At 49.8% G+C, this 24,409-nt stretch carries 25 protein-coding genes; 3 read left to right on the forward strand and 22 right to left on the reverse strand.

The genetic code is table 11. The features are described 5' to 3' along the window. Positions 1-18: 18 nt before the first annotated feature. The 8 genes from ruvA to B5E77_RS02875 all read right to left on the reverse strand — a co-directional run bounded on the left by ruvA (position 19) and on the right by B5E77_RS02875 (position 6,954). On the reverse strand, positions 19-654 hold the full coding sequence (ruvA, locus tag B5E77_RS02840; RefSeq protein ID WP_087163894.1) for a Holliday junction branch migration protein RuvA: 636 nt from the start codon (positions 652-654) through the stop codon (positions 19-21). 15 nt (positions 655-669) lie between these two features. Continuing rightward, positions 670-1,629 carry an RnfABCDGE type electron transport complex subunit D gene (locus tag B5E77_RS02845; RefSeq protein ID WP_087163895.1) on the reverse strand — a complete coding sequence of 320 codons (960 nt, stop codon included), beginning with the start codon at positions 1,627-1,629 and terminating at the stop codon, positions 670-672. Between the two features lie 12 nt (positions 1,630-1,641). Then, positions 1,642-2,952 carry an electron transport complex subunit RsxC gene (gene rsxC / locus B5E77_RS02850; RefSeq protein ID WP_087163896.1) on the reverse strand — a complete coding sequence of 437 codons (1,311 nt, stop codon included), beginning with the start codon at positions 2,950-2,952 and terminating at the stop codon, positions 1,642-1,644. A 32-nt stretch (positions 2,953-2,984) separates the two neighbouring features. Continuing rightward, the gene (locus tag B5E77_RS02855; RefSeq protein ID WP_087163897.1) at positions 2,985-3,929 is read right to left on the reverse strand and encodes a putative ABC transporter permease; all 945 of its coding nucleotides are present in this window, start codon (positions 3,927-3,929) and stop codon (positions 2,985-2,987) included. Positions 3,930-4,028: 99 nt separating this feature from the next. Next, the gene (rpsA, locus tag B5E77_RS02860; RefSeq protein ID WP_087163898.1) at positions 4,029-5,153 is read right to left on the reverse strand and encodes a 30S ribosomal protein S1; all 1,125 of its coding nucleotides are present in this window, start codon (positions 5,151-5,153) and stop codon (positions 4,029-4,031) included. Continuing rightward, the gene (ispH, locus tag B5E77_RS02865; protein WP_087163899.1) at positions 5,134-5,985 is read right to left on the reverse strand and encodes a 4-hydroxy-3-methylbut-2-enyl diphosphate reductase; all 852 of its coding nucleotides are present in this window, start codon (positions 5,983-5,985) and stop codon (positions 5,134-5,136) included. The genes rpsA and ispH overlap by 20 nt, the downstream gene beginning before the upstream one ends. A gap of 58 nt (positions 5,986-6,043) precedes the next feature. Continuing rightward, the gene (cmk, locus tag B5E77_RS02870; RefSeq protein WP_087163900.1) at positions 6,044-6,706 is read right to left on the reverse strand and encodes a (d)CMP kinase; all 663 of its coding nucleotides are present in this window, start codon (positions 6,704-6,706) and stop codon (positions 6,044-6,046) included. Further along, positions 6,703-6,954, reverse strand: coding sequence for a kinase to dihydroxyacetone kinase (locus tag B5E77_RS02875; protein WP_087163901.1), 252 nt, complete (start codon positions 6,952-6,954; stop codon positions 6,703-6,705). The genes cmk and B5E77_RS02875 overlap by 4 nt, the downstream gene beginning before the upstream one ends. 222 nt (positions 6,955-7,176) lie before the next feature. Here B5E77_RS02875 and B5E77_RS02880 point away from each other — a divergent pair, with 222 nt between their 5' ends. Both B5E77_RS02880 and B5E77_RS02885 read left to right on the forward strand, forming a co-directional pair. After that, positions 7,177-7,860 (forward strand): response regulator transcription factor, encoded by a 684-nt coding sequence (locus tag B5E77_RS02880; protein ID WP_087163902.1) that lies wholly within the window; start codon positions 7,177-7,179, stop codon positions 7,858-7,860. Between the two features lie 10 nt (positions 7,861-7,870). Beyond that, positions 7,871-8,557, forward strand: coding sequence for a hypothetical protein (locus tag B5E77_RS02885; protein WP_242963569.1), 687 nt, complete (start codon positions 7,871-7,873; stop codon positions 8,555-8,557). A 72-nt stretch (positions 8,558-8,629) separates the two neighbouring features. On the opposite strand, the gene B5E77_RS02890 is transcribed toward B5E77_RS02885, so the two are convergent. The 7 genes from B5E77_RS02890 to B5E77_RS02925 form a co-directional block, all read right to left on the reverse strand. Then, the gene (locus tag B5E77_RS02890; protein WP_087163903.1) at positions 8,630-9,070 is read right to left on the reverse strand and encodes a hypothetical protein; all 441 of its coding nucleotides are present in this window, start codon (positions 9,068-9,070) and stop codon (positions 8,630-8,632) included. Between the two features lie 13 nt (positions 9,071-9,083). Beyond that, complete coding sequence (locus B5E77_RS02895) at positions 9,084-9,836, reverse strand: alpha/beta fold hydrolase (protein WP_087163904.1); 753 nt, start codon at positions 9,834-9,836, stop codon at positions 9,084-9,086. A gap of 121 nt (positions 9,837-9,957) precedes the next feature. Continuing rightward, entirely contained in the window at positions 9,958-10,248 is a 291-nt protein-coding gene (locus B5E77_RS02900; protein WP_087163905.1) for an AAC(3) family N-acetyltransferase, read from the reverse strand. Positions 10,249-10,839: 591 nt separating this feature from the next. Next, positions 10,840-11,433, reverse strand: coding sequence for a helix-turn-helix domain-containing protein (locus B5E77_RS02905; protein ID WP_087163906.1), 594 nt, complete (start codon positions 11,431-11,433; stop codon positions 10,840-10,842). A 504-nt stretch (positions 11,434-11,937) separates the two neighbouring features. Continuing rightward, complete coding sequence (locus B5E77_RS02910; protein WP_143468568.1) at positions 11,938-12,732, reverse strand: hypothetical protein; 795 nt, start codon at positions 12,730-12,732, stop codon at positions 11,938-11,940. Between the two features lie 84 nt (positions 12,733-12,816). After that, positions 12,817-13,560 carry a metallophosphoesterase family protein gene (locus B5E77_RS02915; protein ID WP_242963570.1) on the reverse strand — a complete coding sequence of 248 codons (744 nt, stop codon included), beginning with the start codon at positions 13,558-13,560 and terminating at the stop codon, positions 12,817-12,819. Between the two features lie 352 nt (positions 13,561-13,912). After that, entirely contained in the window at positions 13,913-15,139 is a 1,227-nt protein-coding gene (locus B5E77_RS02925) for an NAD(P)/FAD-dependent oxidoreductase (RefSeq protein ID WP_087163909.1), read from the reverse strand. Positions 15,140-15,485: 346 nt separating this feature from the next. Here B5E77_RS02925 and B5E77_RS02930 point away from each other — a divergent pair, with 346 nt between their 5' ends. Next, positions 15,486-16,613 carry a DUF362 domain-containing protein gene (locus B5E77_RS02930; protein ID WP_087163910.1) on the forward strand — a complete coding sequence of 376 codons (1,128 nt, stop codon included), beginning with the start codon at positions 15,486-15,488 and terminating at the stop codon, positions 16,611-16,613. 134 nt (positions 16,614-16,747) lie between these two features. On the opposite strand, the gene B5E77_RS02935 is transcribed toward B5E77_RS02930, so the two are convergent. From B5E77_RS02935 to cls, 7 genes are all read right to left on the reverse strand, one after another. Next, positions 16,748-18,154, reverse strand: coding sequence for an oxaloacetate decarboxylase subunit alpha (locus B5E77_RS02935; RefSeq protein ID WP_087163911.1), 1,407 nt, complete (start codon positions 18,152-18,154; stop codon positions 16,748-16,750). Between the two features lie 87 nt (positions 18,155-18,241). Further along, positions 18,242-19,393 carry a sodium ion-translocating decarboxylase subunit beta gene (locus B5E77_RS02940; RefSeq protein ID WP_087163912.1) on the reverse strand — a complete coding sequence of 384 codons (1,152 nt, stop codon included), beginning with the start codon at positions 19,391-19,393 and terminating at the stop codon, positions 18,242-18,244. 36 nt (positions 19,394-19,429) lie between these two features. Beyond that, on the reverse strand, positions 19,430-19,855 hold the full coding sequence (locus tag B5E77_RS02945; protein WP_087163913.1) for a biotin/lipoyl-containing protein: 426 nt from the start codon (positions 19,853-19,855) through the stop codon (positions 19,430-19,432). Between the two features lie 47 nt (positions 19,856-19,902). Continuing rightward, complete coding sequence (locus B5E77_RS02950; protein WP_087163914.1) at positions 19,903-20,775, reverse strand: OadG family protein; 873 nt, start codon at positions 20,773-20,775, stop codon at positions 19,903-19,905. A gap of 15 nt (positions 20,776-20,790) precedes the next feature. Continuing rightward, positions 20,791-22,185 carry an acyl-CoA carboxylase subunit beta gene (locus tag B5E77_RS02955; RefSeq protein WP_087163915.1) on the reverse strand — a complete coding sequence of 465 codons (1,395 nt, stop codon included), beginning with the start codon at positions 22,183-22,185 and terminating at the stop codon, positions 20,791-20,793. Between the two features lie 84 nt (positions 22,186-22,269). Further along, positions 22,270-22,683 carry a CBS domain-containing protein gene (locus B5E77_RS02960; RefSeq protein ID WP_087163916.1) on the reverse strand — a complete coding sequence of 138 codons (414 nt, stop codon included), beginning with the start codon at positions 22,681-22,683 and terminating at the stop codon, positions 22,270-22,272. A 56-nt stretch (positions 22,684-22,739) separates the two neighbouring features. Further along, the gene (gene cls, locus B5E77_RS02965) at positions 22,740-24,275 is read right to left on the reverse strand and encodes a cardiolipin synthase (protein ID WP_087163917.1); all 1,536 of its coding nucleotides are present in this window, start codon (positions 24,273-24,275) and stop codon (positions 22,740-22,742) included. Positions 24,276-24,409: the final 134 nt, after the last annotated feature.

Here is a 24,409-nt window from a genome sequence, read left to right on the forward strand (position 1 = left end):
AATTGCCCCGGCCCTTGCCTAAAAGCTCATATATTTCAGCGCTGCCTTCAGAATATCCTCCACATCCATGCCGTCCGCAGCTTCCACCTGACGCACAGCCTTCAGCGCCTCCGACGAGGAATAGCCCAGCGCTGTCAGCGCCTCTACGGCCTCGTTCCGCGCCTCTGTAAGGCCCGCAGAAGGTCCGGCGCCCGCTTTGCCCTCTTTAGCCCGTTCACCGGCCAGCCGGGCTTCAAAGGCCTCCTCCAGGCTCAGCTTATCCCGAAGCTCCAGAATCAGCTTTTTTGCCGTCTTTAAGCCTATGCCCGGCGCCTTGGAAATCGTCTTCGCATCATCTGCCAAAACCGCAAACCGCAGGTCGTCAGCCGAAAGCGCAGACAGAATTCCGAGAGCTCCTTTGGGCCCGATCCCACTGACGCCCAAAAGCTGCCCAAACAGCTTTCTGTCCTCACGGGTAAAGAAGCCATAGAGAACAAAGGCGTCCTCACGCACCTGAAGATAGGTGTAAAGACGCACTTCCTCTCCGGCAGCCGGAAGAAGCTCCAAATCCCTTCCTGACAGGAAAATCTGGAAACCGATACCTCCGGTTTCCAGAACCGCAAATCCCTCCTCCGGCTCCACATAGTCCAGTCTTCCTCTGATATATGCAATCATGCTGTACAAGTCTCCTTATGCCGCGCTGTCATTTTTGTCATTATGAACCCGGACCATCTTCTTTTGCCCAAAAGCCCTGGGTACGGTAATCCTTTCTATCAGAGGCGCAGCCATATTTCCCACAATAACCGCGTAGACAATAGCCTCCTCAATCCCGCGCAGACGCAGCGCCGCCGCCAGGACGCCGATCAGGAGCCCATACAAAATCTGTCCTTTTCTGGTGACCGGTGAGGTCGTATAATCCTCCGCCATAAACCAGGTTCCAAGAAGGAAGCCTCCTCCGCAGAGCTGCGTAGTCGGCCAGAGCTGATCAAAGCCGCGTCCTCCAAACAGGAAAAGCGTCGCAATAAAGGCAAATGTCCCTGCCAGCGGAATCCGCAGGCGGATAATGCCAAAGGACAGAAGCAGAATTGCTCCCGCCAGAATCGCGATCGATGAGGTCTGTCCAATCCCTCCGTTTGTGTTCCCCAGAATCATAGGAAGGGGATCCACGGTCTCTCCCTGAAGGAACTGTCCCAGAAGTGTAGACGAACCATAATCTCCGAAGCTATAGTCCCGCATATAATCTGAGAAGAAAAGGAGAAGCAGGCAATAGCCGCTTAAAGCAGGATTCAGGCGGTTCCTTCCGATTCCGCCAAACGCCATCTTAATCACTGCAATCGCAAAAACGCTTCCCGGAATTCCAAGCCACAGAGGCGCTCCCACCGGGAGCATCAGGGCAAGCAGAAGGCCCGTCACCGCCGCACTGCAGTCTGTCACTGCAAGAGGCCGGTCCGCGAAGGCCTCAAACACAAATTCTGTCAGCATACATGTCACGACGCAGACAAGGATATGCCAGAGCGCTCTCAGCCCAAAATGAAACACCCCGAACACAGCTGCAGGCAGCAGGGCCAGCAGCACCATCCGCATAATATTTGCCGTGGACATGGTTCCCTTCACATGAGGAAAGGTCCAGATATATTTTTTCTGTTCCATTCTGCACTCCCCCTATCGCTTTCCCTGTGCCAGAAGGCTTTTTCTCATTTCCTGAATCGAAGGCGCCAGGGCTCTTCTGGCAGGACACACATAGCTGCAGCTTCCGCAGCCCAGGCATTCCATTCCGTGCAGGCGGCGGAACTCCTCTTCCTTGTCCTGCGCAGCCAGTTCTGCCAGCCTCACAGGGAGCAGGCGAATCGGACATACCTCCATGCAGGCGCCGCAGCGGATACAGGCGCTTGGCTTGAAAAGGTAATCCTTGCTCATACACAAAAGTCCGGTCGAGGTCTTCATCACCGGCACATTCAGATCCGGAAGCGCGGTTCCGCGCATAGGTCCTCCGCAGACAAACTTTTTCGGCTCTCTCAAGAAGCCTCCTGCTGCATCCGGCAGCTCCGCAAAGCTGGTCCCAAGCCGCACCAGAAGATTCCTGGGGTTTTTCAGCGCCTTTCCTGTCACGGTAATGGCGCGCCGTATCAGCGGCCGCCCTTCCACGAAAGCCTCGCGGATGGCGCAGACCGTCTCCACATTCAATACCACACAGCCTGCATCCTCGGGAAGCTGTGTAGAATCAATCTCCATACCTGTCACAGAATAAATCAGCATGCGCTCGGCACCCTGGGGATACTTTGTCTCAAACACTCGTATCTCCATACGCGGCTCCTTCTGCACAGCAAGCTGAAGCGCTGTAATGGCGTCTCTTTTATTGTCCTCGACCGCCAGGATCCCCACAGCCCTCTCGAAAAATCCCAGTACAATTCCAAGCCCTTCCACAAGGTGATCCGGCTCTTCCACCATGCGCCGGTAATCGCTCGTCATATACGGCTCGCACTCAGTTCCGTTTACAATCACATAGCGGATCCTTTTGGGATTCCGTACCGCCAGCTTGATATGAGTCGGAAAGCCGGCGCCTCCCATGCCTGCGATTCCGGCGTCCCGGATACGCCGAAGCCTTTCTCCGGGCTCCAGTTCTCTCCAGGGCGTCACCTCCGGCACAGGAACCTGTTCGTACTGTCCGTCATTTTCTATCACAATAGAAGGAATCTCCTTGCCTGAAACCGTCATATGGGGCTCTATCGCCTTCACTGTTCCGGATACAGACGCATGAATGGGGACGGAAATATCTCCGCTGGCCTTTGCAATCAGCTGCCCCTCCAAAACGCACTCTCCCGGTTCCACGACCGGCACTGCCAGGCCTCCGATATGCTGAAGCAGGGGATAGACCAGATCTCCCTTCGGAAGATACTCCTCCAGCATCTTATCTCTCGTAAAGCGTTTCCGTTTATGTGGAAACACCCCTCCTTTAAAGGTCATATGTCCCATCCATTCTCACATCCTTTGTATCTTTTCTCTTCTCAGTCCTGTGTATCTCTGTTTTTTTCTTTCTTTTCCATCCGGCTTGCCGCACGTTCCTTCAGCGCCTGTGTCCTGGATTTCATATTCGGGTACGCATTCATCGCACGGCGGATCAGGATATTCCTGTGCCCCTTAAGCTGCTCATACCTGTTCTGTACAGAGGCGATACGCTCCTCGATCTGCAGCTTCCACGCTTCCTGTCTGGCCTTCTGCTCCTCAGGAGTCAGTTCAGAGGCAAAGGCAATTACTGCATTTACCCTGTTCTCCAGCCGTTTTCGAAGCTCGCTCCCATACTCAGACAGCCGGTAGGACGCCAGACGTCCCCGCAGCTCTTCCGCGCTCTCATAAAGCCTTGTAGACTGGACAAACTCGTACACATCGTCCAGAACCTGATCCATGCCGCGCAGCCGCTTTCCAATCTGCATGGCATTTGCAAAGGAAATGCAAAAGTCCACCAGATACAAAAGCCCTGCGGCGCACACCAGAACCTTTCCGGCCGCTGCAGAATAGAGAGACACAATCCACTCCACAAAAGGATGCAGCACATAGAACAGAACCACTGTAAACACGCCCCACCCAAGAGAGGCTCCCAGACAGATGCGCCCCTGGAAATTGAATTTATTTTTACTGTAATCCCACCAGCTGGTGTGAAAAACTGCCTCCATCAGCACCGCCGTCAGATATTCCAGAATCGTCGGGACGATGACGCCGCCCAAAAACAAAAGCGGCAGCTTTTCCGAGACAGGCTTCAAAATCAGATAGACAGCGACTGCGCCGCAGCCGTAAATCGTACAGAGCGGGCCGGTCACAAAGCCGCGGTTCACAAAACGGTGTTCCTTTACAGATACATACGCGCTTTCCCAGGCCCAGCCGAGAAAGCTGTAGATGAAAAACCAGTTGATAATATGGTAAAGATCTGTCCCCGCAATCGTCAAATTCCACATAAAGACTCCCAAACAAGACGCGAGGACACGCACGCTTCAGGTGCCTGTCCTCCCGTCAGTCCTTTTAAACAGGAAAGCCTCCCGGCTGTTCCCGTATTTTTACTCCTCTGTCTCGGCAGCAACTGTGTCGATATCTACATCTGCCACATCCTCATCAGCCGCATGGGCTTCCTGGGAATTCTGCAGCGCCTTCATACTCAGAGAAATCTTCTTCTCTTCGCCGTTGAAATCTACAACCTTAGCCTCGATCTCCTGGCCGATGCTCAATACATCAGAGGGCTTCTCTACATGCTCTCTGGAGATCTGGGATACGTGAAGCAGGGCATCTACGCCCGGCTCAAGCTCCACAAACGCGCCGAAATCGGTCATTCTGGCTACACGGCCTGTCACAATATTTCCTGCCGCATACTTTTCATCTGCATGAAGCCACGGATTCTGATCCTCAAATTTCAGGCTCAGGGCAATCTTTGTATCGCGGATATCCTTAATCAGGACAGTCAGCTTCTCGCCTACCTTGAAGACCTTCTTCGGGTTTTCTACTCTTCCCCAGGACATCTCGGAAATATGAAGCAGGCCGTCTGCGCCGCCCAGGTCTACGAACGCGCCGAAATCGGTCACATTCTTTACTACGCCCTCTACCACATCGCCTACATGGATGCGCTCAAACAGAGCCTTCTGCTGCTCAGCCTTCTGAGCCAGAATCAGCTGCTTGCGGTTTCCAATGATACGGCCTCTGCGGGGATTGAACTCTGTAATTACAAAGCTGATCTCCTGACCTTCATATTTTGCCAGGCTCTTCTCGTAGGTATCGGATACCAGGCTGGCCGGAATAAATACACGGGACTCGTCCACAACGACGCTTAAGCCTCCGTCCAGTACCTGGGTTACGGGAGCGGTCAGAACCTCTCCGCTCTCAAACGCCTCCTTCAGGCGCTTGCTTCCCTTCTCGGCGGCCAGACGCTTGTAGGTCAGGAGAACCTGTCCCTCTCCGTCGTTCACCTTCAGAACCTTTACTTCCATGGTGTCTCCCACGTGAATGCAGGTCGTCAGGTCTACCGGTGTATTGCTGTACTCGCTCTTTGTCAGGATACCGTCTGATTTGTAGCCTATGTTCAAGATGACTTCATCTTCTTTGACATCAATAACAGTGCCTTCGACAACCTCCCCATTCCTTATTGTTTTCAGTGAATCTTCAAGCATTTGTTCAAAACTTAATTCTGACATGTTTTTGAACCTCCTCAATAATTTTGTTGGGGGTTGAAGCCCCTGCTGTAATACCTACGCAACGAATGGACTCCGATGTCTTCAAATCCAAATCATCAAGTGACTGTATATAGTAAGTATTTTCACATTCTTTTTTGCATATTTCAAATAACTTCTGCGTGTTGGAGCTGTGACTGCCGCCTATGACAATCATCGCGTCCACTTTCGATGCGATCTGCCCCGCTTCCGTCTGCCGCTCCTCTGTTGCACTGCAAATCGTATTTAAAACAAGTATATCATACCCCTTTTTCGAAATAATTTCAACTAAATCTTCAAATTTATTGTAGTTAAATGTCGTCTGGGACACGATACAAATCTTTTCTTCCATGGGCGCCGCAAAATTTTCGGCTTCTTCCATGGATTCTATCACATAAGAAGGCTTCTGGCACCATCCGCGGATCCCTTCCACCTCAGGATGCTTCGCATTCCCGATGATAAGAATCCGGCGCCCGTTTTCCTCCTCCCGCTGCACAATGCGGTGAATTTTGCGCACAAAGGGACAGGTCGCATCCACAAGACGGATCCCTTTTTTCTCCAGCAGCTCATAAATATGCCTTCCGACTCCATGCGCGCGGATGATTACCGTTCCCTCTGTCAGCGCAGCCAGCTCCTCCTCCGAATCCAGAACGCGGACGCCCTTTTCCTCCAATTCGCGCACCACCATTTCATTGTGGACAATGGGGCCGTAGGTATAAATAGGTCCTTCTGCCTTCTCAATCTGTTCATATACCGTATCGACAGCCCGCCGGACACCAAAACAGAATCCGGCTGTCTTCGCAAGGATTACTTCCATAATAGATGAATTTCTTCTCCTTATTCAATCTCCAAATGTCAATGCCGCTTGAGCCGGACTATTTTTCCTGAACCAGGGAAATGATTTTTCCAATCACTTCCTCCACGGTCATATCGGAAGAATCGACCAGAACCGCGTCCTCTGCCTGCCGCAGAGGAGAAAACTCCCGGGTCATATCCCGCTCGTCCCGTTCTCTGATATCCGCCTCAATCTCTTCCAGATTACAGTCCTGTCCCTTTGCCGACAGCTCGTCATAGCGGCGCTTTGCCCGGCAGCCCGTGCCTGCCGTCAGGTATACCTTCACGTTCGCGTCCGGCAGAACGCAGGTGCCGATGTCTCTGCCGTCCATCACCACATTTTCCCGGGCAGCCAGCGCCTGCTGAAGCTCCACCAGCTTTCTTCTCACATCCGGATTGACTGAAGAAGCCGAAGCCATATTTCCGACCTCCTCCGTGCGCAGAAGACCTGTCACGTTCTCGCCATTCAGAAGCACCTGCTGCGCGCCGTCCACGTATGAAATGGTAATATCCGCATGGCGGCTGGCCTCGCTGATCCCTTCTGCGTCCGCGGCGTCAATATGCCGGCGCAGCAGGTACAGAGCCATAGCGCGGTACATGGCGCCTGTGTCCACATAGATATAGCCAAGCCTTTCCGCCACTGCCTTCGCCACAGTGCTTTTTCCGGCTCCCGCCGGACCATCGATCGCTATCTGATAACTCATCCTTTTAAACCTCTCGCCTGTCTGTCCATGTCCTCAATCACAATATCATAGATCTCGCCAAGTCCTGCACAGTATTCCAGCACCTTCCAGGGCTCATTCGTGTGGAAATGAATTTTAATCAAATCCTCATCTCCTACCGCCAGCAGGCAGTCTCCCTGAAAGTTTTCAGTAAAATATTCGCTGATTTCATCCTCATCCAGGTTTTCCCCTTCAATCAGCAGCTGCGTGTCGTATTTGAATTCCAGCATTCAGCATCTCCACCTTTCAAAATCTGCACTTTCTACATTATAGCCGAATTGGGGGATACACGCAATTACTATTTTTATCGAAGCCGCTCTGGTATATTTTTTATCGAAGCCGCTCGGGACGGGACATGGAAATACCGCGATTTCAAAGGAGAAAGCATCTGTGCGGCTTGTACTATCCAGGGAAACGAATTATAATGGTTCCGGAGGTGCAGGGAACAAAAAATGCAAAAAATACTCTATGTTGAAGATGATTTAAGCCTGATTGACGGCCTGCAATATACTTTGGAGAACAGCGGATATGCCGTAGACAATGCGAAAACCGTCAAAGAGGCATTATTATTGTTTCGGAAAAATCGTTATGATTTGCTGCTACTGGATGTCACTCTGCCGGACGGCACAGGATTTGATATCTGCAAAAAGGTACGGAGCAGTTCAACGATCCCGATTATATTTTTGACTGCGTCCGATCAGGAGATCAGCATTGTGAGGGGCCTTGATATGGGCGGCGACGATTACATCACAAAACCCTTCAAACTCAATGAGCTGCTTTCCAGAATAAAAGCACTTCTTCGGCGTTCTCTGCAATTTTCAAAAGCAGAGACCATCTTAGAGGCAAATGGTATTCGTGTAGATACCACTGAAAGGCTTGTCTGGAAAAACGGCGAGCCGGTTGACCTGCCTCTGGCAGAATACAAACTTCTGTGCCTGTTCCTGCAAAATCCAAATCATCTCATGCCACGGGAAATGATTTTAGACCGTATGTGGGATGGCAATGGGAATTTTGTAGATGATAATACTTTATCCGTTTATATCCGGCGGCTGCGAAACAAAATTGAAAATACGCCAAATGCGCCCAAATATCTGCTGACCGAACGGGGAATTGGATATAAATGGGTTGTTGAGTGAGGGCGGATCTATGGGCAAATTAGGAAAAGAAACAAAGACACTGTTAATCACTGTTACTGCTATCTGCCTCGTCTCCTTTCTTCTGGCAGGAGAGATTGCCACACTTCTGGCAAAAAATTTTCAGCAGGAATTACTGCTCCATGATTATGGTGTCGCAGGCCATTTGCTAAACAATGAAAACGAGCTGTCAATCGCCGCTTTTACTTCGCAGCCAGACGAGAATGACCTGGAACGCGGCAGGGCGGCTTTGGCTTCTATTGGGTATGATGAAACGGCTTCCATGCGTTTTCTGCCTGCTGTCCGGACATACCGGAATCAGACGATGCTTTCTGTATTTCTGCTGCTGGTTTTCCTGTTCGGAGCAGTCTACATATCGCTGTTTCTCTATCTTCGCCGCCAGCACAAGGCTTTTCGTAACGCTGAAAATACCATCCTCCAGTTTCTGGATGGAAATACCACATCCCGCATCGAATGTTCACAGGCTGGTGACTGGTACAGCCTTTTTCACGCCATCAATGAAATGGCGGCTATCCTCTCTGCTCATGCCGAAAACCAGCGGCAGACCAAAGAATTTTTGCAGGACATTATTTCGGATGTATCACATCAGATGAAAACACCGCTGTCTGCCCTGAACATGTACCATGAGATTATAGAGAGCCACAAAGAGGATGCCACAGCCGTGAGCAGCTTCTACTAATTTGAGGTATTTGATACAATCACATTTTTTATTTTGGAAATGAACGCCTTTGAACACCCCCTGCGGGGATATTCAATTCTGACTTTCCCGAACAATCATCAAATGGCATACACCAAATAAAAGCGAAGCAGCAATCAAGGAATAATGCCGCAGCAAAACGCCATTCATCAGAAACAAAACAACTGGAATAATGGCCAATCCGTACAAAGTGCTGATCCCGCCCCTGCGCTTTTTAATCCAGAGGAAGCCATATAGCAGAAGAAGAATAACAGTAGAAGCAATCCACAAAGACATTTCACCAACAGATTGAAAACCAAACTTCCAGTTCTTTATCCAAATCGGAAGTACCATAAAAATCATGCATCCGTATCTGCCAATCTGTTCAAGAACATTAATGATTCGATATTTACTGCTAAATCCTTCAGCATCTCCCGTCTTAAGAGCCACAATATTGATTAAGATAAGCAGTATGACAGCTGTCAGATTAATTCCGTTTATCCACCCAAACTCCATTGCGCCGACTCCTTTACTCCTGCAAAAACTTCTCCACACATTCTATCCACTGCTCTGGTTGGTATATCATCGTATAACAATGAGCGCAGCCATTGAAACACACAATCCTTGTTTCCGGATAATATTTTTTCATAAGTCTTGCAGACTTTTTGGAAAGGACTTCGTTTGCCTTTGTCCCGTGAATAAACAGTATTCTGCTTTTGTTTGCAGAAGTCCTAAGTTCTCCGCCTGCAAATACCGAGTTCACCATGTTTTCAATGGAAGCATTACTCATCCGGTCAGCGATTTTTAAGTAGCTTTCCAGATACTTTTCAGGCAGAAAATACCGCTTGTAATTCTCGATAACCTTTGCTTCCCTGCGCTTTGACCTGTGAATAATACTTTTGTAATTGCTTATCATGATTCTTACAGCAAACTTTGGACACTTTACCAATGGTGCACCATCCAGAACAAGATTTAATACTTCTATCTTTCCGTTCTTCCATATCTCATGGGCAATTTTTCCGCCGAGAGATATTCCGCATAGAACATCAACGACTTGAATTCCCCTTTCTTTTAAACGTCTGATAATATCTTTTGCTTCAGCGCAAACAGAAATAAACTCACTTCTCTTCTCCTCCGTGTGAGCATTCAGGGAGACGGCATAGACATTATACCGGTTTTTATAAAATTCAATCTGGGGCATCCACACCTGCCATGGCGTAAGTACGCCATGTATTAACACCATGACTGGTTTATTTCCGCTAACAAATTCGTGTATTAGCATCCACCTTGCTCCTTTTTAAATTCGTACATTTTGTACATAGATGCTGCCACTTTCCCCGCATACAGATATTGAAAAATGATTTTCTCCAACCCCTGCAGCTCGTTCACATATTTCATTGGGGTCAGGCTGTGTTCTCCAAGAAAAACCAATCCGGATTTATCTGCCAGTTCACAAGGTTTTTCCATGACTGTGCAGGCATCATAATTGTTCCTTCATCGCCAACTGCTTCCAAAAGCGCCTCTATCATCACCTGTGCACCGCCGCAGACAAAGCCAAGACTGCTCAGAGAGGTATGCACCATGACCGTCTGACCTTTACAAATACCAACATATGCTAAAGCTTCCAATATATCCTGTTTTAATACGATTTTTCGTACCAATTCCTTATATTCCTTTTTATAATCAGAGGTCATCGCCTATTCCTCCCTCTTCACATAAGTTAATTCCACATCCAAAATGCCACAATTCAGAGTTTCGCAGATACGAACCAGCGTGTGCCAGAGGGGTTTATAGCTTATGTGCATTTACCCTCCTGCCTTTCTTCCGGTTCCGGGGGGTCCTGTTCCCATTATATCAAAGTTCTTGCCATTCCACAAATATCTCTTGATATAACCGCCGGTTCCGTCTGGATTGTGCTTTTCCTTTCTTCTCTTGATTACATCTACTTAGCCATAAGCTGCCTTATTGATAAAGAGCGCTGTACTACACCAATTTCTACACCATTCCCGAACAAATCGATGAATTAAGACGCTCCCAGATAAAAACATCAATGCCGCAGAATCCTTGAAAATAAGGCCCTGCGGCACTTGATAAAACAAGACAAAAACCAATCGCAACTAACAAGAGGTGAGTGCTAATAATTTTGTGAAAATTCTGTGAATTCTAAGTTTTTCTCGATTTCACATGTTTCATATCCACTTTTCTTTTGTATTTTTCATATTTTTTAATCTGCTGCACCAGTCGGGAAGGGCTGACTGAAACTTGTGTTATTGTCTACGGCATATTTAGTTGGGGACAGGGCCAATCCCCAATGCTCCGATTAAAAAGAACAGTCCCAAAAATATAATCAAGAGAAGTGGTAAGGCAATCGCCAATGCAAGCGTTTGGCCACATGATTTCCCTTTTACTTTTCTCCATATTCCGTTACATAGCAGAGCAATGAATCCCCCCATGCAAAACAACGGAAAAGCAACTCCGACACCGGTAAAGATAATTGTATCTGCCTGCCACTGCATACTATCAATAAATAGAAGAAAAAACACAATAATGGATGTAACACCTAAAATCTGAAACACATTTTTGCGTTCTTGCTTACGTTGCAGTACCGCCACATTCAGAGTGTCTGTAATCACTTCTGCCGCTTCCTCTTTCTCAACTTGATTCGCTGCCATTCTTTCCGATTTCATAAGTTCAAGAACGCTGACTTCCAAAGCATTAGCCAATGGTTCTATCGTGTTAATATCAGGAAATCCTATCCCTCGTTCCCATCGACTAACAGCTTTGTCGGTGACTTGTATTTTTAAAGCCAAATCAGCCTGCGTCATGTTTCTTTCTTTGCGGCACTTGGCTACAAAAGCCCCAAATTTATGCGCGTCCATCTTTGCACCTCCTTGCTGCCAAACTATCATATCCATAAAAATTTGACAACCGATGCTTCATTTACAAAGTTGTCTACGATTCGTCGAGCGGCTTTTTCAACAGTATTATCATTTTCCAGCTCAATCACATCTAAAATTCCACAGTTAAGAATTTCGCAGATATGAGCCGGCTATGCTGCGCGGCGGGCGCTTGCACCTGCCATGGGATGGTAAGCAGGAAATTATATAATAGCCTGAAGAATATCATAAAATAATAGTTTGCTCTGAATATTCTTAAATACCGCCAATAACTCCCCATTGGTTCTCAATCTGACAGCCTCATTCCAAATTCTGTTATACATTTCATTATCTGCTTTGTCTGCTTAATTCTTCTGCACAGTTTTTTAAAGAACCTGCTGCGCCAGGACCGCCATGAACTAAGACAGTTTTATACGGTGCCTTTCCACGCAGTTCAACCATTTTCATTTTTACCCCAATTATAATTTCCCCATTTTATGCTCTGTTTTATCTCTCGTTTGCAGACCCGCCGGCCGTGAATTCTGCCCGATATCCCTCTCCAAGGTATATCTCATAATCCGCATGGCTGCCATAAGCATTCCGGAGCAGTCTCTCTATTTCCAAAAGACTGTCCATCAGATGCTGGCGCTTCTCCTCTGGCAGCTTTTCCACCCTGTAGTCAAAGGCCTGAATCCGAAGATAGAAGTCATACAGATCGGTTTCCAGATAATCTGCCGCTGTGATCTCATTGGCCTGAAACCAGGGCTCTTTCCGGAGTCTGCTGTAAAATTCCGGCGGCGGGTTTCCGTTTCGATAGGAAATGTAGATATCCAGACATTCCAGCTCCTCTTCCGACAGTACACCGCTTAGAATTTCCCGTTTCACCTGTTCGCCCACAGCATCTAAGGAAAGATCCATCAGCTCCAGCGTCAGAGCCTGCCTGGCCGAGTACCGTTCAGAGCTTAAGAACCAGTGCTTGTCATGGTTGATCTTAAGCGTATGGTCTGTGATAGTCCAGAGTTCTTCCTCCCCATATCTGTTTGTAAAGGCTATATCCCAGTTATGGTAGGTTCCTGCCCTCTCTCCTGACAGAGCGGGGCTGCTGGAACGATGGTAAACTGTATACATCCGGCTCTCGTTTGTTTCCGAAGACACCTGTTCCCAGTTTCCTTCCCCAAAGAACTCATTAAAATCCGAGCGGAAACGCAGAGGCCATGTCTGAAAATAATGATATATCAGAAAGCCCACGGCAATAATCAGAATTACAACAGCCAACACGCCGGCTTTTTTTGCTTTTTTCATCTTTCCCTTTCCTTTCTCCGGCATAACAGCGCCTCCAAGAACTTACAGCTCCGACACCGGCTGTCTTTTGCCTGTATTCTGCCTTTATCTGATCCGGATAATCTGCTCATACAGCATCAGATCCCTTTCCGTCACATTCCTGTCATCATGGTAATGTCCGAAAAACCACCTTTGGTACTGGCATTTCTGCCGAATTTCTTCCAGATAGTCCGTAAGCGCGTCCGGATGATACAAAAGCCCTCCGGCAAGAGCCTGCGTAGACGAGGCCGTACAGTGCGTCACGATAAAGTCCACCTGCCAGCCGGCACGTTCCAGATTTTTTCTTCCCTCTTCAAACTCCTCGGCATTCGGCATCTCTTCCTTCCACCAGGACACATGGTTCACCCGGAACCACGCCCCGGCACGGCGCAGAGCCTGGTACCTTTCTTTAAAATCAGGCTCATCCGGATCCAGAATTCCATCATGGATATCGTGGCTTCTGGCGCCTCCGAAGGCAAACAGGCGGCATCCCTCCAGCTCATAGACCTGGCCGCGCATCAGATGTATCACATTTTCTCCGATGTACTGAACCTTCCCGCCATGCCATTCCTCCACCGGCAGCTCCGCCAGCATATCGTAATTTTCATGGTTTCCGTCCACCCACAACAGTGTGAACGGCTTTTCAGCAAGCCATTTCCGCCACCATTCCTGCTCCGGGGAGCGATCCCAGTAGCCGAAATCGCCGCATACAATGACAAAATCCTCTCTGGTCATCTTTTTCTGCTCCGGGAAGATTTCCGTACTGAAACGGCGGTAATCTCCATGGCAGTCACCTGTAATATAAATCAACTGGATTTCCTCCTTTTTTCTGATACTCCGGAAGCACCAGCAGTTCCGTAATCGTCCCAAAATAACAGCCATCTGTAAGAATCCGAAGACACCCTGTAAGCGTGCTGTCATCATAGGCGGTTATATTTATTGTTTCTGACAATGCTTTCTCTGTCTTTTCTATATCCTAATTTCCCGGCCATATCCTGTTGACAAACGAGACAAAGGCCTGCGCGCTGAGATTACAGTCATCTACTTTATATTCTATTTCTCCCATTTTTCTCTGTCTTCCTCTGCGTTCTTTTTAAATCCAGAATAAGCTGCCCGTAAAGGATAATATCCAAAGCACTCACAGAATGCCCGGCAGACCAGACTACACCGCATTTCCCGCCGCATATGCCGTAGACCAGGCAATCTGCAGATTGAAACCTCCCGTCACCGCGTCCAGATCCAGCACCTCTCCGATGAAATAAAGTCCTTTTACCAGCTTGGACTCCATCGTGGAGGGATTGATCTCTTTCACCGACACGCCGCCTTTCGTGATGATCGCCTCCCGATAATCCCGAAGTCCCGTTATGGTCATCTCCAGATTTTTTATCAGATGTACGAATCTCTGCCGTTCTTCTCTGGATATGTTGTGCACCTTCTTATCCGGAGCAATGCCGGATAAAGCCACCATTACCGGTGTCAGCTTTGCCGGAAACAGGCCGGAAACCACATTTTTAAAGCTCTTGTTGGGGTTTGCGTCAAAATCACGGAGAATCCGCTGGTCCAGCTGTTCTGGTGTCAGGGCGGGTTTCAAATCCAGAACCAGACGCAGCTCCTGCCGGGAGGAATAAGCTCCCACATAGCTGCTGGCAGTCAGAATCAGCGGCCCGCTGACGCCAAAGTGGGTAAAGAGCATCTCTCCAAATTCGCGGAACACCTGTTTCTTTCCATTATAAATGGAAATCTCTACATTTTTCAGGGAGAGTCCCTGCAGTTCCTTTACAAATTCCTCCCGGATATTGAAAGGCACCAGGGAAGGCAGGCAGTCAGTCACCTTATGACCTGCCTCTTCCGCAAACCGGTATCCGTCCCCGGTGGAGCCTGTAGAAGGATAGGAAAGTCCGCCCGTGGCCACAATCACAGCATCCCCTTCTACAGTCTCTCCGTTCTCCAGAATCACTCCCTTCATCTGCCCTTCCCGGCAGATGAGCTCTTTTACACCTGTATTCAGATGAACCTTCACACCGGCTTTTTTCATGCTGCGGCGCAGGGTATCCAGCACATCTGCTGATTTGTCGGAAGCAGGAAATACCCTTTCTCCCCGCTCCACTTTCAGAGGCAGTCCCTCCTGCTCAAAAAAATCCATGGCGTCCTGATTCGTAAACCCGTAAAATGCGCTGTACAGGAACCGGGAGTTCGTCCGCACGCTGTCAAAAAGGCTGTCCATATCACAGGCATTCGTCAGATTGCACCTTCCTTTTCCTGTAATATAAAGCTTTTTTCCCAGCTTCTCATTTTTTTCAAACACATGGACCTCATGCCCCCGCCTTGCGGCAAAGACAGAAGCCAGCATACCAGCCGCCCCGCCGCCCACAATCAAAACTTTGCTCATCTGTGTTGTCTTTCTCCTTTATCATCCTGTCATCAGCGCCGGCATTCAAAAAAAGACCTGCTTTGCCTGTACCCCGGCGCTGTCCTTGTATTCTTACCGACAGTGTAACATATTCCCGGCAGTACGGCAATCTGCCTTTTACCAGCGTGCCTGAATGCTGCATTTTCAAGGTTTCCTGTTGACGAAACCCTCTTGTACTATCTTTCCGGTATGATAAAATAACTATCATAAACAGGATCCGCAGACTGAGGATCACGCAGAAGACAGGCGCATTTACAGGACTTAGGCGTATTGCCCCTCGTACACCGATGCTAAATTCAGATAAAAGAAAAGGAGAGCTCTGCCTATGAACAGGAATGACATTTATATCATCCACGGCACAGATTATAAAGAAATGACGATTCATCTGCTGACCGAGGCCGGACTGGCACAGGAGATCGGAGACCGCAGCAGGCACATCGCGCTGAAGCCCAACCTGCTGGGTACCATACTGCCGGACACCGGCGCCACCACGCACACGGAGCTGGTATGCGGAACGATTGAATATCTGCAGAGTCACGGTTTCCGCCACATTACCATTATGGAAGGAGCCTGGGTCGGCGACAGCACGCAGCGCGCCTACAAAGCCCTCGGCTACCCTGCCATTTCAGAAAAATACGGCGTACCGCTCGTGGATCTGCAAAAGGACGAAGGCGTTTTCTGCGATGCAAAGGGCATGAAGCTCACCGTCTGCCGGAAAGCCCTGGAATCAGATTTCGTTATCAATATGCCGGTGCTGAAAGGCCACTGTCAGACCCTTATCACCTGCGCTTTAAAGAACAACAAAGGACTGATTCCCAACGCAGAGAAGCGGCGCTTCCACACCATGGGCCTGCACAAACCGATCGCGTATCTGAGCACCGTCGTGCGGAACGATTTTATCCTTGTGGACAATATCTGCGGGGATCTGGATTTTGAGGAAGGCGGAAATCCTGTGGTAATGAACCGGATTCTCGGGCTGAAGGACCCGGTGCTCTGCGACGCTTTTGTCTGCGGCTGCTTCGGGATTCCCGTGGACGACGTGCCCTATATCCGCCTTGCGGAACAGCTTGGGACAGGCTGCGCCGACACCTCAAAGGCCCGCCTGATTCTTTTAAATGAAAGCTCTGATACGGATTACACACAGCTTCCCGGTTCCAGGCGAAAAACACCTCTGCCCCGCCGTGTGCAGAAGCTGGCCGGATACACGGCGCCGAAAGACGCCTGCTCTGCCTGCTACGGCATGCTCATTCATGCGCTGAACCGCCTCGATGAAGCCGGAAAGCTCCGGCGTGGCCTGACTCCTCTTGGCATCGGGCAGGGCTATAAAAACCAGTCCGGAGACATTGGAATCGGTTCCTGCACTTCCTGCTTTGCCTGTTCCCTGAAGGGCTGTCCGCCCAGGACCGCTGATATGGTAGACTTTCTGGAGGAAAACTGGATTTCACGAACATAAAATCAACTGCTTTTTGCATCTGGCTGTCAGTGAAAATGCGGAAAGCCGCTGCTTCACAGAAGAATCTCCTGTAAAGCGGCGGCTTTCTATTGTTGTTCGAACAGTTTTATACCTTTTACTGTACCTGTGTTCTCTTATACTGGGTATGCGCCGTTCTCGGTATCCGCCTCTGTCACGTCTACCTTCTTCTCCTGCGCATCTCTGTATTTGAAGAACTCCGTAGCTACCTGCGGGAACAGCGCATAGGTCAGCACATCCTCGTCCTGTTCCTTGTACTGTGCCATCTCCTTCTCCAGCGTATCCAGCTCGTTCGGAACAAGATCTGCCGGACGGCAGGTGATAACCTCTGCGTCTCCGATGCACTTCTTCTGCACTTCCGGATTGAAAGGCTTTACCGTCTTTCCGTATTTTCCGGAAAGCAGGTCCTTGGATTCCTTGGTTACCATCTTGTACCGCTCGCCGGCTACCACATTCATCACTGCCTGTGTACCGACGATCTGAGAAGACGGAGTGACCAGCGGGCACTCACCGAAGTCCTTACGCACACGCGGAACCTCTTCCAGCACCTCGTAGTATTTGTCTTCCGCTCCCAGCTCTTTCAACTGAGAGGTCAGGTTGGACAGCATTCCGCCCGGCACCTGATACAGCAGAGTCTTGATATTGACACCCAGGTTCTTCGGATTCAGCAGGCCGCTGTCCAGAGCCTCGTCACGGATCGGACGGAAGTAATCCGCAATCTCAGCCAGAAGCTTCTGATCGTAACCGGTATCATAGGGAGTTCCCCGGAAGGTCTCTACCATTACCTCGGTCGCCGGCTGGGAGGTTCCCAGAGCGAACGGAGACATCGCGCAGTCGATCACGTCTACGCCTGCCTCTACGGCTTTCAGGTAGGTCATGGAAGCCACGCCGGATGTATAGTGGGTATGAAGCTGAATCGGAATATGAACGGTCTCCTTCAGAGCCTTTACAAGCTCTGTGGCCTTATAAGGAAGCAGCAATCCTGCCATGTCCTTGATACAGATGGAATTAGCGCCCATCTCCTCAATCTCTTTCGCGATATTCGTCCAGTATTCCAGGGTATAGGCATCCCCCAGTGTGTAGGAAAGGGCAACCTGCGCATGGCCGCCTTCCTTGTTGGTCGCCTTCACTGCGGTCTGAAGATTTCTCATATCATTCAGGCAGTCAAAGATACGGATGATATTGATTCCGTTCGCAATAGACTTCTGTACGAAATACTCTACCACATCGTCACCATAGGGACGGTATCCCAGAATATTCTGGCCGCGGAACAGCATCTGCAGCGGGGTTTTTTTCGCCTTCGCCTTAATCTTGCGCAGTCTCTCCCACGGATCCTCGTGCATAAAACGAAGGGACGCGTCAAAGGTAGCTCCTCCCCAGCACTCCAGGGAATGGTAGCCCACCTGGTCCAGCTTCTCCACAATGGGAAGCATCTGTTCTGTCGTCATACGTGTTGCAATCAAAGACTGATGGGCGTCACGCAGTATAGTCTCGGTAATCTGTACCGGTTTTATCTCAGACATTTTTGAACCTCCTCGTTAAAATTTTCTATCATTTACTCACACTCATTTTTCTACCGCCTGTAAATTCAGGATTCTCCGCCCTTCACTTTACATGACTCCAAAGATAGCCATAAAGGTACCGGCTGCAACAGCCGTACCGATAACACCGGCTACGTTTGGACCCATGGCGTGCATCAGCAGAAAGTTCGTCGGATCGGCCTCAGCGCCTACCTTTTGAGACACACGGGCCGCCATCGGAACGGCAGACACACCCGCAGAGCCGATCAGCGGATTTACCTTGCCCTTCGTCAATACGCACATCAGCTTTCCAAGCAATACGCCTGCCGCAGTGCCGAATGCAAACGCAATCAGGCCGAGCAGCACGATCTTCAGGGTATCGGCTGTCAGGAACGCTTCCGCGCTGGCTGTAGCGCCTACAGAGGTTCCCAGCAGGATAACCACAATGTACATCATCGCATTGGAGGCTGTTTCTGCCAGCTGCTTTACCACGCCAGACTCACGGAACAGATTGCCCAGCATCAGGGCTCCTACCAGGGGAGCTGTCGTCGGCAGGATCAGGCAGACCACGATGGTCACGATGATCGGGAACAGGATCTTCTCCAGCTTGGATACGGGGCGAAGCTGCTCCATCTTGATCTTACGCTCCTTTTCCGTAGTCAGCAGACGCATGATCGGCGGCTGAATAATCGGGACGAGAGCCATATAGGAGTAGGCCGCCACTGCAATAGGTCCGAGCAAAGCCGTCTGCTCCAGCTTTCCGGCCAGGAAGATCGAGGTCGGGCCGTCTGCCCCTCCGATAATGGAGATGGCCGCCGCAGCCTTGTCGGAAAAGCCCATCAGCATGGCGCCCAGATACGCCACAAAAATACCAAACTGAGCCGCCGCGCCGAGGAGGAAGCTCTTCGGATTCGCGATCAGCGGGCCAAAATCAGTCATCGCGCCCACACCCATGAAAATCAGGGAGGGCAGGACCGACCACTCATCCAGCACATAGAAATAATAAAGAAGGCCGCCGACACCGTTCGAGGTCTCCTCCGGACTTACGATAATGTCCGGATAAATATTTACAAGAAGCATACCAAAAGCGATCGGAACCAGCAAAAGCGGCTCATAATCCTTTTTGATAGCAAGATACAGAAACACACATGCAACAAGGATCATGACAAAATTGCCCCAGGTCAGATTGAAAAAGGCCGTCTGGTGCACGAGGTTTCCAAGGGTTTCAAATATATATTCCATGTCGTAACCTCCGTTGAAATTCACGTTCTGTCTGATTTAGTTCAGAGACGCTAATAAATCACCGGACTCGACTGCCTGACCTACGCTTACGTTAATGCTTGCTACTGTTCCTGCCTCAGGAGCCACGATCGGGATCTCCATCTTCATAGCCTCCAAAACAACGATGCTGTCGCCCGGATTTACTGCCTGGCCTACCGAAGCCTCAATCTTCACGACCTTGCCCGGCACGGAAGCCTTTACTTCGATACCGCCTGCCGCTGCTGCAGGAGCGGGGGCCGGAGCAGGAGCCGGGGCTGCTGCGGGAGCCGGGGCCGGGGCTGCTGCAGGGGCCGGCGCCGCTGCGGGTGCGGGAGCCGGGGCTGCCACAGGAGCAGGAGCCGGGATATAGGCTACACCGGCAGCTCTTTCTTCTACGGTCACATCATATGCTACGCCATTTACGGTAATTGTATAATTTTTCATTGTTTTTTCCTCCTGAATTTAAAATCATTGCAATTTTTTAACTTGGATTATGATTTTTTCCATTTATTGCCGCTTCTGCGCCTGATGGAGCGCACTACAAAGCCGTCCTCCGACGTACCCATCTCAGCCGCCACAGCTGCTGTAATCACTGCTACGAGCTGGGAATCAGCCGTCACAGCTGCAGCTGTGATCGCAGCCACAAGCTCAGGCTCCGCACCGGCCGGCGCCGCCATCTGAGCAGGCGCTGCAGCCTTGGATCCTGAAGCCACCGCCGCCGGCTTGCCTTCTGGCTTTCCACCCTTCTTCTTTGCCTTTTCTTCTGCCATATGAATGTACTTAAAGCAGGAAATGATAAAGCAGAGAATGATCAGAACCACAAACACAGAGCCCATACCGATCAGCGTATTCAAGGCCGCCTTCTCAGCAATCTCGCCCCTGCTGTAAATCGGATCCAGGGTTACCGTCGTCACAACCCCATCCCCATCATACACCAGGCTCAGCCGCATATCATGAGCTTCAAATTCGTAAACTGCGGAATATGTAATATTTCCGTCAGAATCCTCTGTCGCGCCTTCATATTCTTTTACGCCCACGTAGGCGCCGAACTCGTCTATATTGTCCAGATAAGAGGTCAGCATGCTTACATAGGCATCAGCCGTAAAATCAAATTTCTGTCCCGTTCCGCCGATGTAGGGATAGAGCTCCACCTGCTGCTCAAAATCTTCGTAATGAGCCTCCAGGTTCTCAAGCTCTGCTTCCAGATCAGCCGTGTCGGAATTTACCAGCATCTGCACATACTGATCGGATCTCGTCTGGTAGTCTGCTTCATTCTCCAGATAAATTCTGGACGAGCAGCCTGCCAGCACAAGAATACCTGTCAAAGCCAGCAGAGCCAGTAGTTTTTTCAAGCCTCTTTTCATAACCTTTCACCCCTCCTAGACAGTTCCGTGCTTTTTGTCCGGACGGCTCTCTCTCTTGGTAAACAGCATCTCAAACGCGCCGATTACCTGCTTTCTCGTGTCAGCAGCATCGATGACCGCATCCACGTAGCCCCGTCTCGCGGCAGCCTCTACACTGTCCTGAAGAGCGGCATATTCTTTCGCCTTCTCGTTCTGCGTCTCGGCATCTGCATCTGCATACATGACCTTTGCAGCCATCCCTGCGTCCATCATGCCAATCTTCGCGTTCTTCCATGCGAATACCAGATCTGCTCCGATTCCCTTACTGTTCATCGTCACATAGGCGCTGCCGAACGCCTCGCCCGCGATTACATTTACCTTCGGAACCGTCGCGTTCGCAAACGCATAGGTAAGCCGTGCCACAGCCTTTGCCAGGCTGCGCTCAGAGCACAGGGAAGCCTTATAGCCCTTCACGTTTGTAATCGTAAGAACAGGAATATTGAAAGCATCGCAGAAATTTACAAGGTCTGCCGCCTTCTGGGCTCCTCTCGCCGTCAGCTCCGTCTCTCCGTTGGCCACAGCACCTACAGTCATGCCATTGAGGCGGATGAAGCCTGTCACCATATCCTTCGCATAGGCTGCTTTTGTCTCAAAAAACGCATTTCCGTCAGAAATGCTGGACAGGATATAAGGAGCAGAATACTGCACGCTGTCCAGATCCGCGCATACGCGGTTCAGATCATCCACGCACTCCTCATAAGAGGCGTCGTCCTCATTATTCGCCGGAAGCCAGGTGATCAGGCAGCGGATCTGGGCGAGAATATCGCTCTCGCTTCCCACCATATCTACCGTTCCCGCTTCCTCTGCCTGAAACTTCGCGGAAGAGCTGTCGCACTTCTCTTTTCTGTTTCCCGCGATCGCGTTTGGCGCATTTACAAAAAGCTTCGCATCCTTCTCTTCCATAAAAGTGAAATCTGAAAGTCCCGGAATGACCGCAAGTCCGCCGCCGCAGGAACCAAAGATCGCAGTAATCTGCGGCACGACTCCAGATGCAAGGGTCTGCTGGAGATAAAGCTCCCCAAAACCATTCAGCGCGTCCACGCCCTCCTGAAGGCGGACGCCCGCGCAGTCGATAAGTCCAATCACCGGCGCTCCCATCTTACATGCCATCTCATACAGACGTACAATCTTTTTCGCATGCATCTCTCCAAGCGTTCCGTTCAGTACGGAAGCATCCTGGCTGTACACATAGACCAGATTCCCGTCGATCACTCCATATCCTGTGATGACGCCGTCCGAAGGCGTATTCATTTCCTGCAGATTGAAATCGGTGCTTCTGGCTGTCACCTGACCGCCGATTTCCACAAAACTGTTCCCGTCAAGCAGCTCTGCAATTCTTCTGCCTGCCGGGCTTTGTGCTGTACTACTCATTTTCAGCCCTCCATATATTTTTGTTTCTTTTAGAACCAAATCACATCAGATACCATTTTAACAACATTTGGTCTATGAATCAAGTCAATTTTCTTTTCTGGTATACTCTTTATAACAGAATTCGATAATATCCTTCCGGGTTACAATCCCGATAAAAATTCCTTTGTCGTCAATCACCGGAACGAAATTCTGGTTCATGGCTTTTGTCACCAGATCCTCCATATTGGAATTGATGGAAATAGGCTCGAACCGCATTCTCCTGCGCACAGACTGAATCGGCACATCCTCAGCCATCTTTAAATCCAGAAGAAATTTATTTTTCAGCGACCACAGGAAATCTCCTTCCGTGATCGTCCCTATGTATTCTCCTTTTCGGTTGATCATTGGGATAGCGGTAAAACCGCTGCGCTCCAGCTTCTCAAGACCCTGGCGGAGCGAACAGTCGTCATAAATATAGGCAAGCTCTCCCTTGGGCCTCAGAAAAAACAATACATTCATTTTAAAATCTTTTCCTCCAATACGTTCTTACATTTTAACCTTTTAACCGCCTTCTTTTAAAGAAGCGGAGAAAATACACGGAGAACAGCGCTGAAAAGGCCTCCCAGGAAGCCCTGGCGCGTATCGCTTAAGGTGATTTCCCTGCCCTTTTTCATCGTTTCCAGGCTGTCTTTTTTTACATCCGCCACAATCGGGCTCCTGTAAAAATAGGTGCCGCACTCAAAGTGCAGGTACAGGCTCCTGTAATCCATGTTGATCGTTCCTACCACCGCAATCTCATCGTCGCAGACATAGGATTTGGCATGCAGAAAGCCCGGCGTATACTCGTAAATCCTCACACCTGCCTTCAAAAGGACAGGATAGTAGGAACGTGTCAGCTGAAACACCATTCTCTTATCCGGAATTCCGGGTGTCACAATCCGTACATCCACCCCGCGCTTCGCAGCCAGACACAGCGCTGACTGCATCTCATGATCCACAATAAGGTACGGAGTAAAAATGTAAACATAATCCCGCGCCTGATTCAGGATATCCAGATATACATTCTCAGCCACTATCTCATCGTCCAGAGGCGAATCTCCATAGGGCTGTATGAAGCCTTCCCCCTCGAAGGGAGCCGGGTGCCAGACAAAGGGCCTGAACGGGTCGTAGGAGGGATCTGTATGCCGCTGGGAATTCCACATTCTCAGAAACATGACCGTATAATTCCAGACAGCCTCACCCTTCAGCATAAAGCCCGTGTCCTTCCAGTGGCCGAACCTTACCTTTTCATTGATATACTCATCCGCCAGGTTCACGCCTCCGCTGAAAGCCGTATGTCCATCGATCACAACAATCTTCCGGTGATCGCGGTTGTTCATCACCAGTGACCAGAACGGAACGAAACGGTTGAACGCAATACATTTAATTCCCGCCTCCTCGAGCTGGCGGTCATAGTCTGCGGGAAGAAGAGATACGCTTCCCAGATCATCATACATGAAGCGCACATCCAGGCCTGCCTTCGCTTTTTCCTCCAGAATCTCGCGGATGCTTCCCCACATTTTTCCTTCTCCGACAATGAAGAATTCCATGAAGATGAAATGCTCCGCTTTCTTCAGCTCTTCCAGCAGATCCTGGTACAGCTCTTCGCCTATTTGATAATAGCGGGCCGCCGTGTTCCCGTAGACGGGATATCCTCCTGTCAGAGCGGTATATCGGATCTGTCCCTCGATCCGCCGGTCACAGGCGCGTATCTCCTCCAGCACCTCCGGATCCTGCAAAAGCTCGTCCTCTGTCCGTACCCGCTCGGCCTCCATTTTCCGGCGCATTCCTCTGGATGGCTGCTTGTGCCCCACTGCCAGGTAGAACAGGCCTCCAATCAGCGGGACTGTCATAATCAGAATAATCCATGCCATTTTGTAGGCAGGATTGTCATCCCGGTTGATGATCCAGAGGACTACCAGCAGGCTTAAGACCGTAAACAGGATAGAAATTACCGTGGAATAATTCACAAGCTCTGTCAGAAAAATCAGCAGCCAGGCCAGCTCTACAGCCAGAATCAGGCCAAACGCCACAAGACGGTTCTGCAGTATCTTTTTCAATATTTTCTTCATATGCACTCCTTCTTTTCACCTCGTCTATCCTACCATATTTTTAGTTTATTTCCAAGCCGCCCTCCCTGTTTTCACGAAAATTTAAGAAATCCTCCTGGAATTTTTTTCTTATCCGTGATAGACTACTTAAAAAG

It is taken from the genome of Lachnoclostridium sp. An131, assembly GCF_002160825.1.
GTDB lineage: Bacteria > Bacillota > Clostridia > Lachnospirales > Lachnospiraceae > Laedolimicola.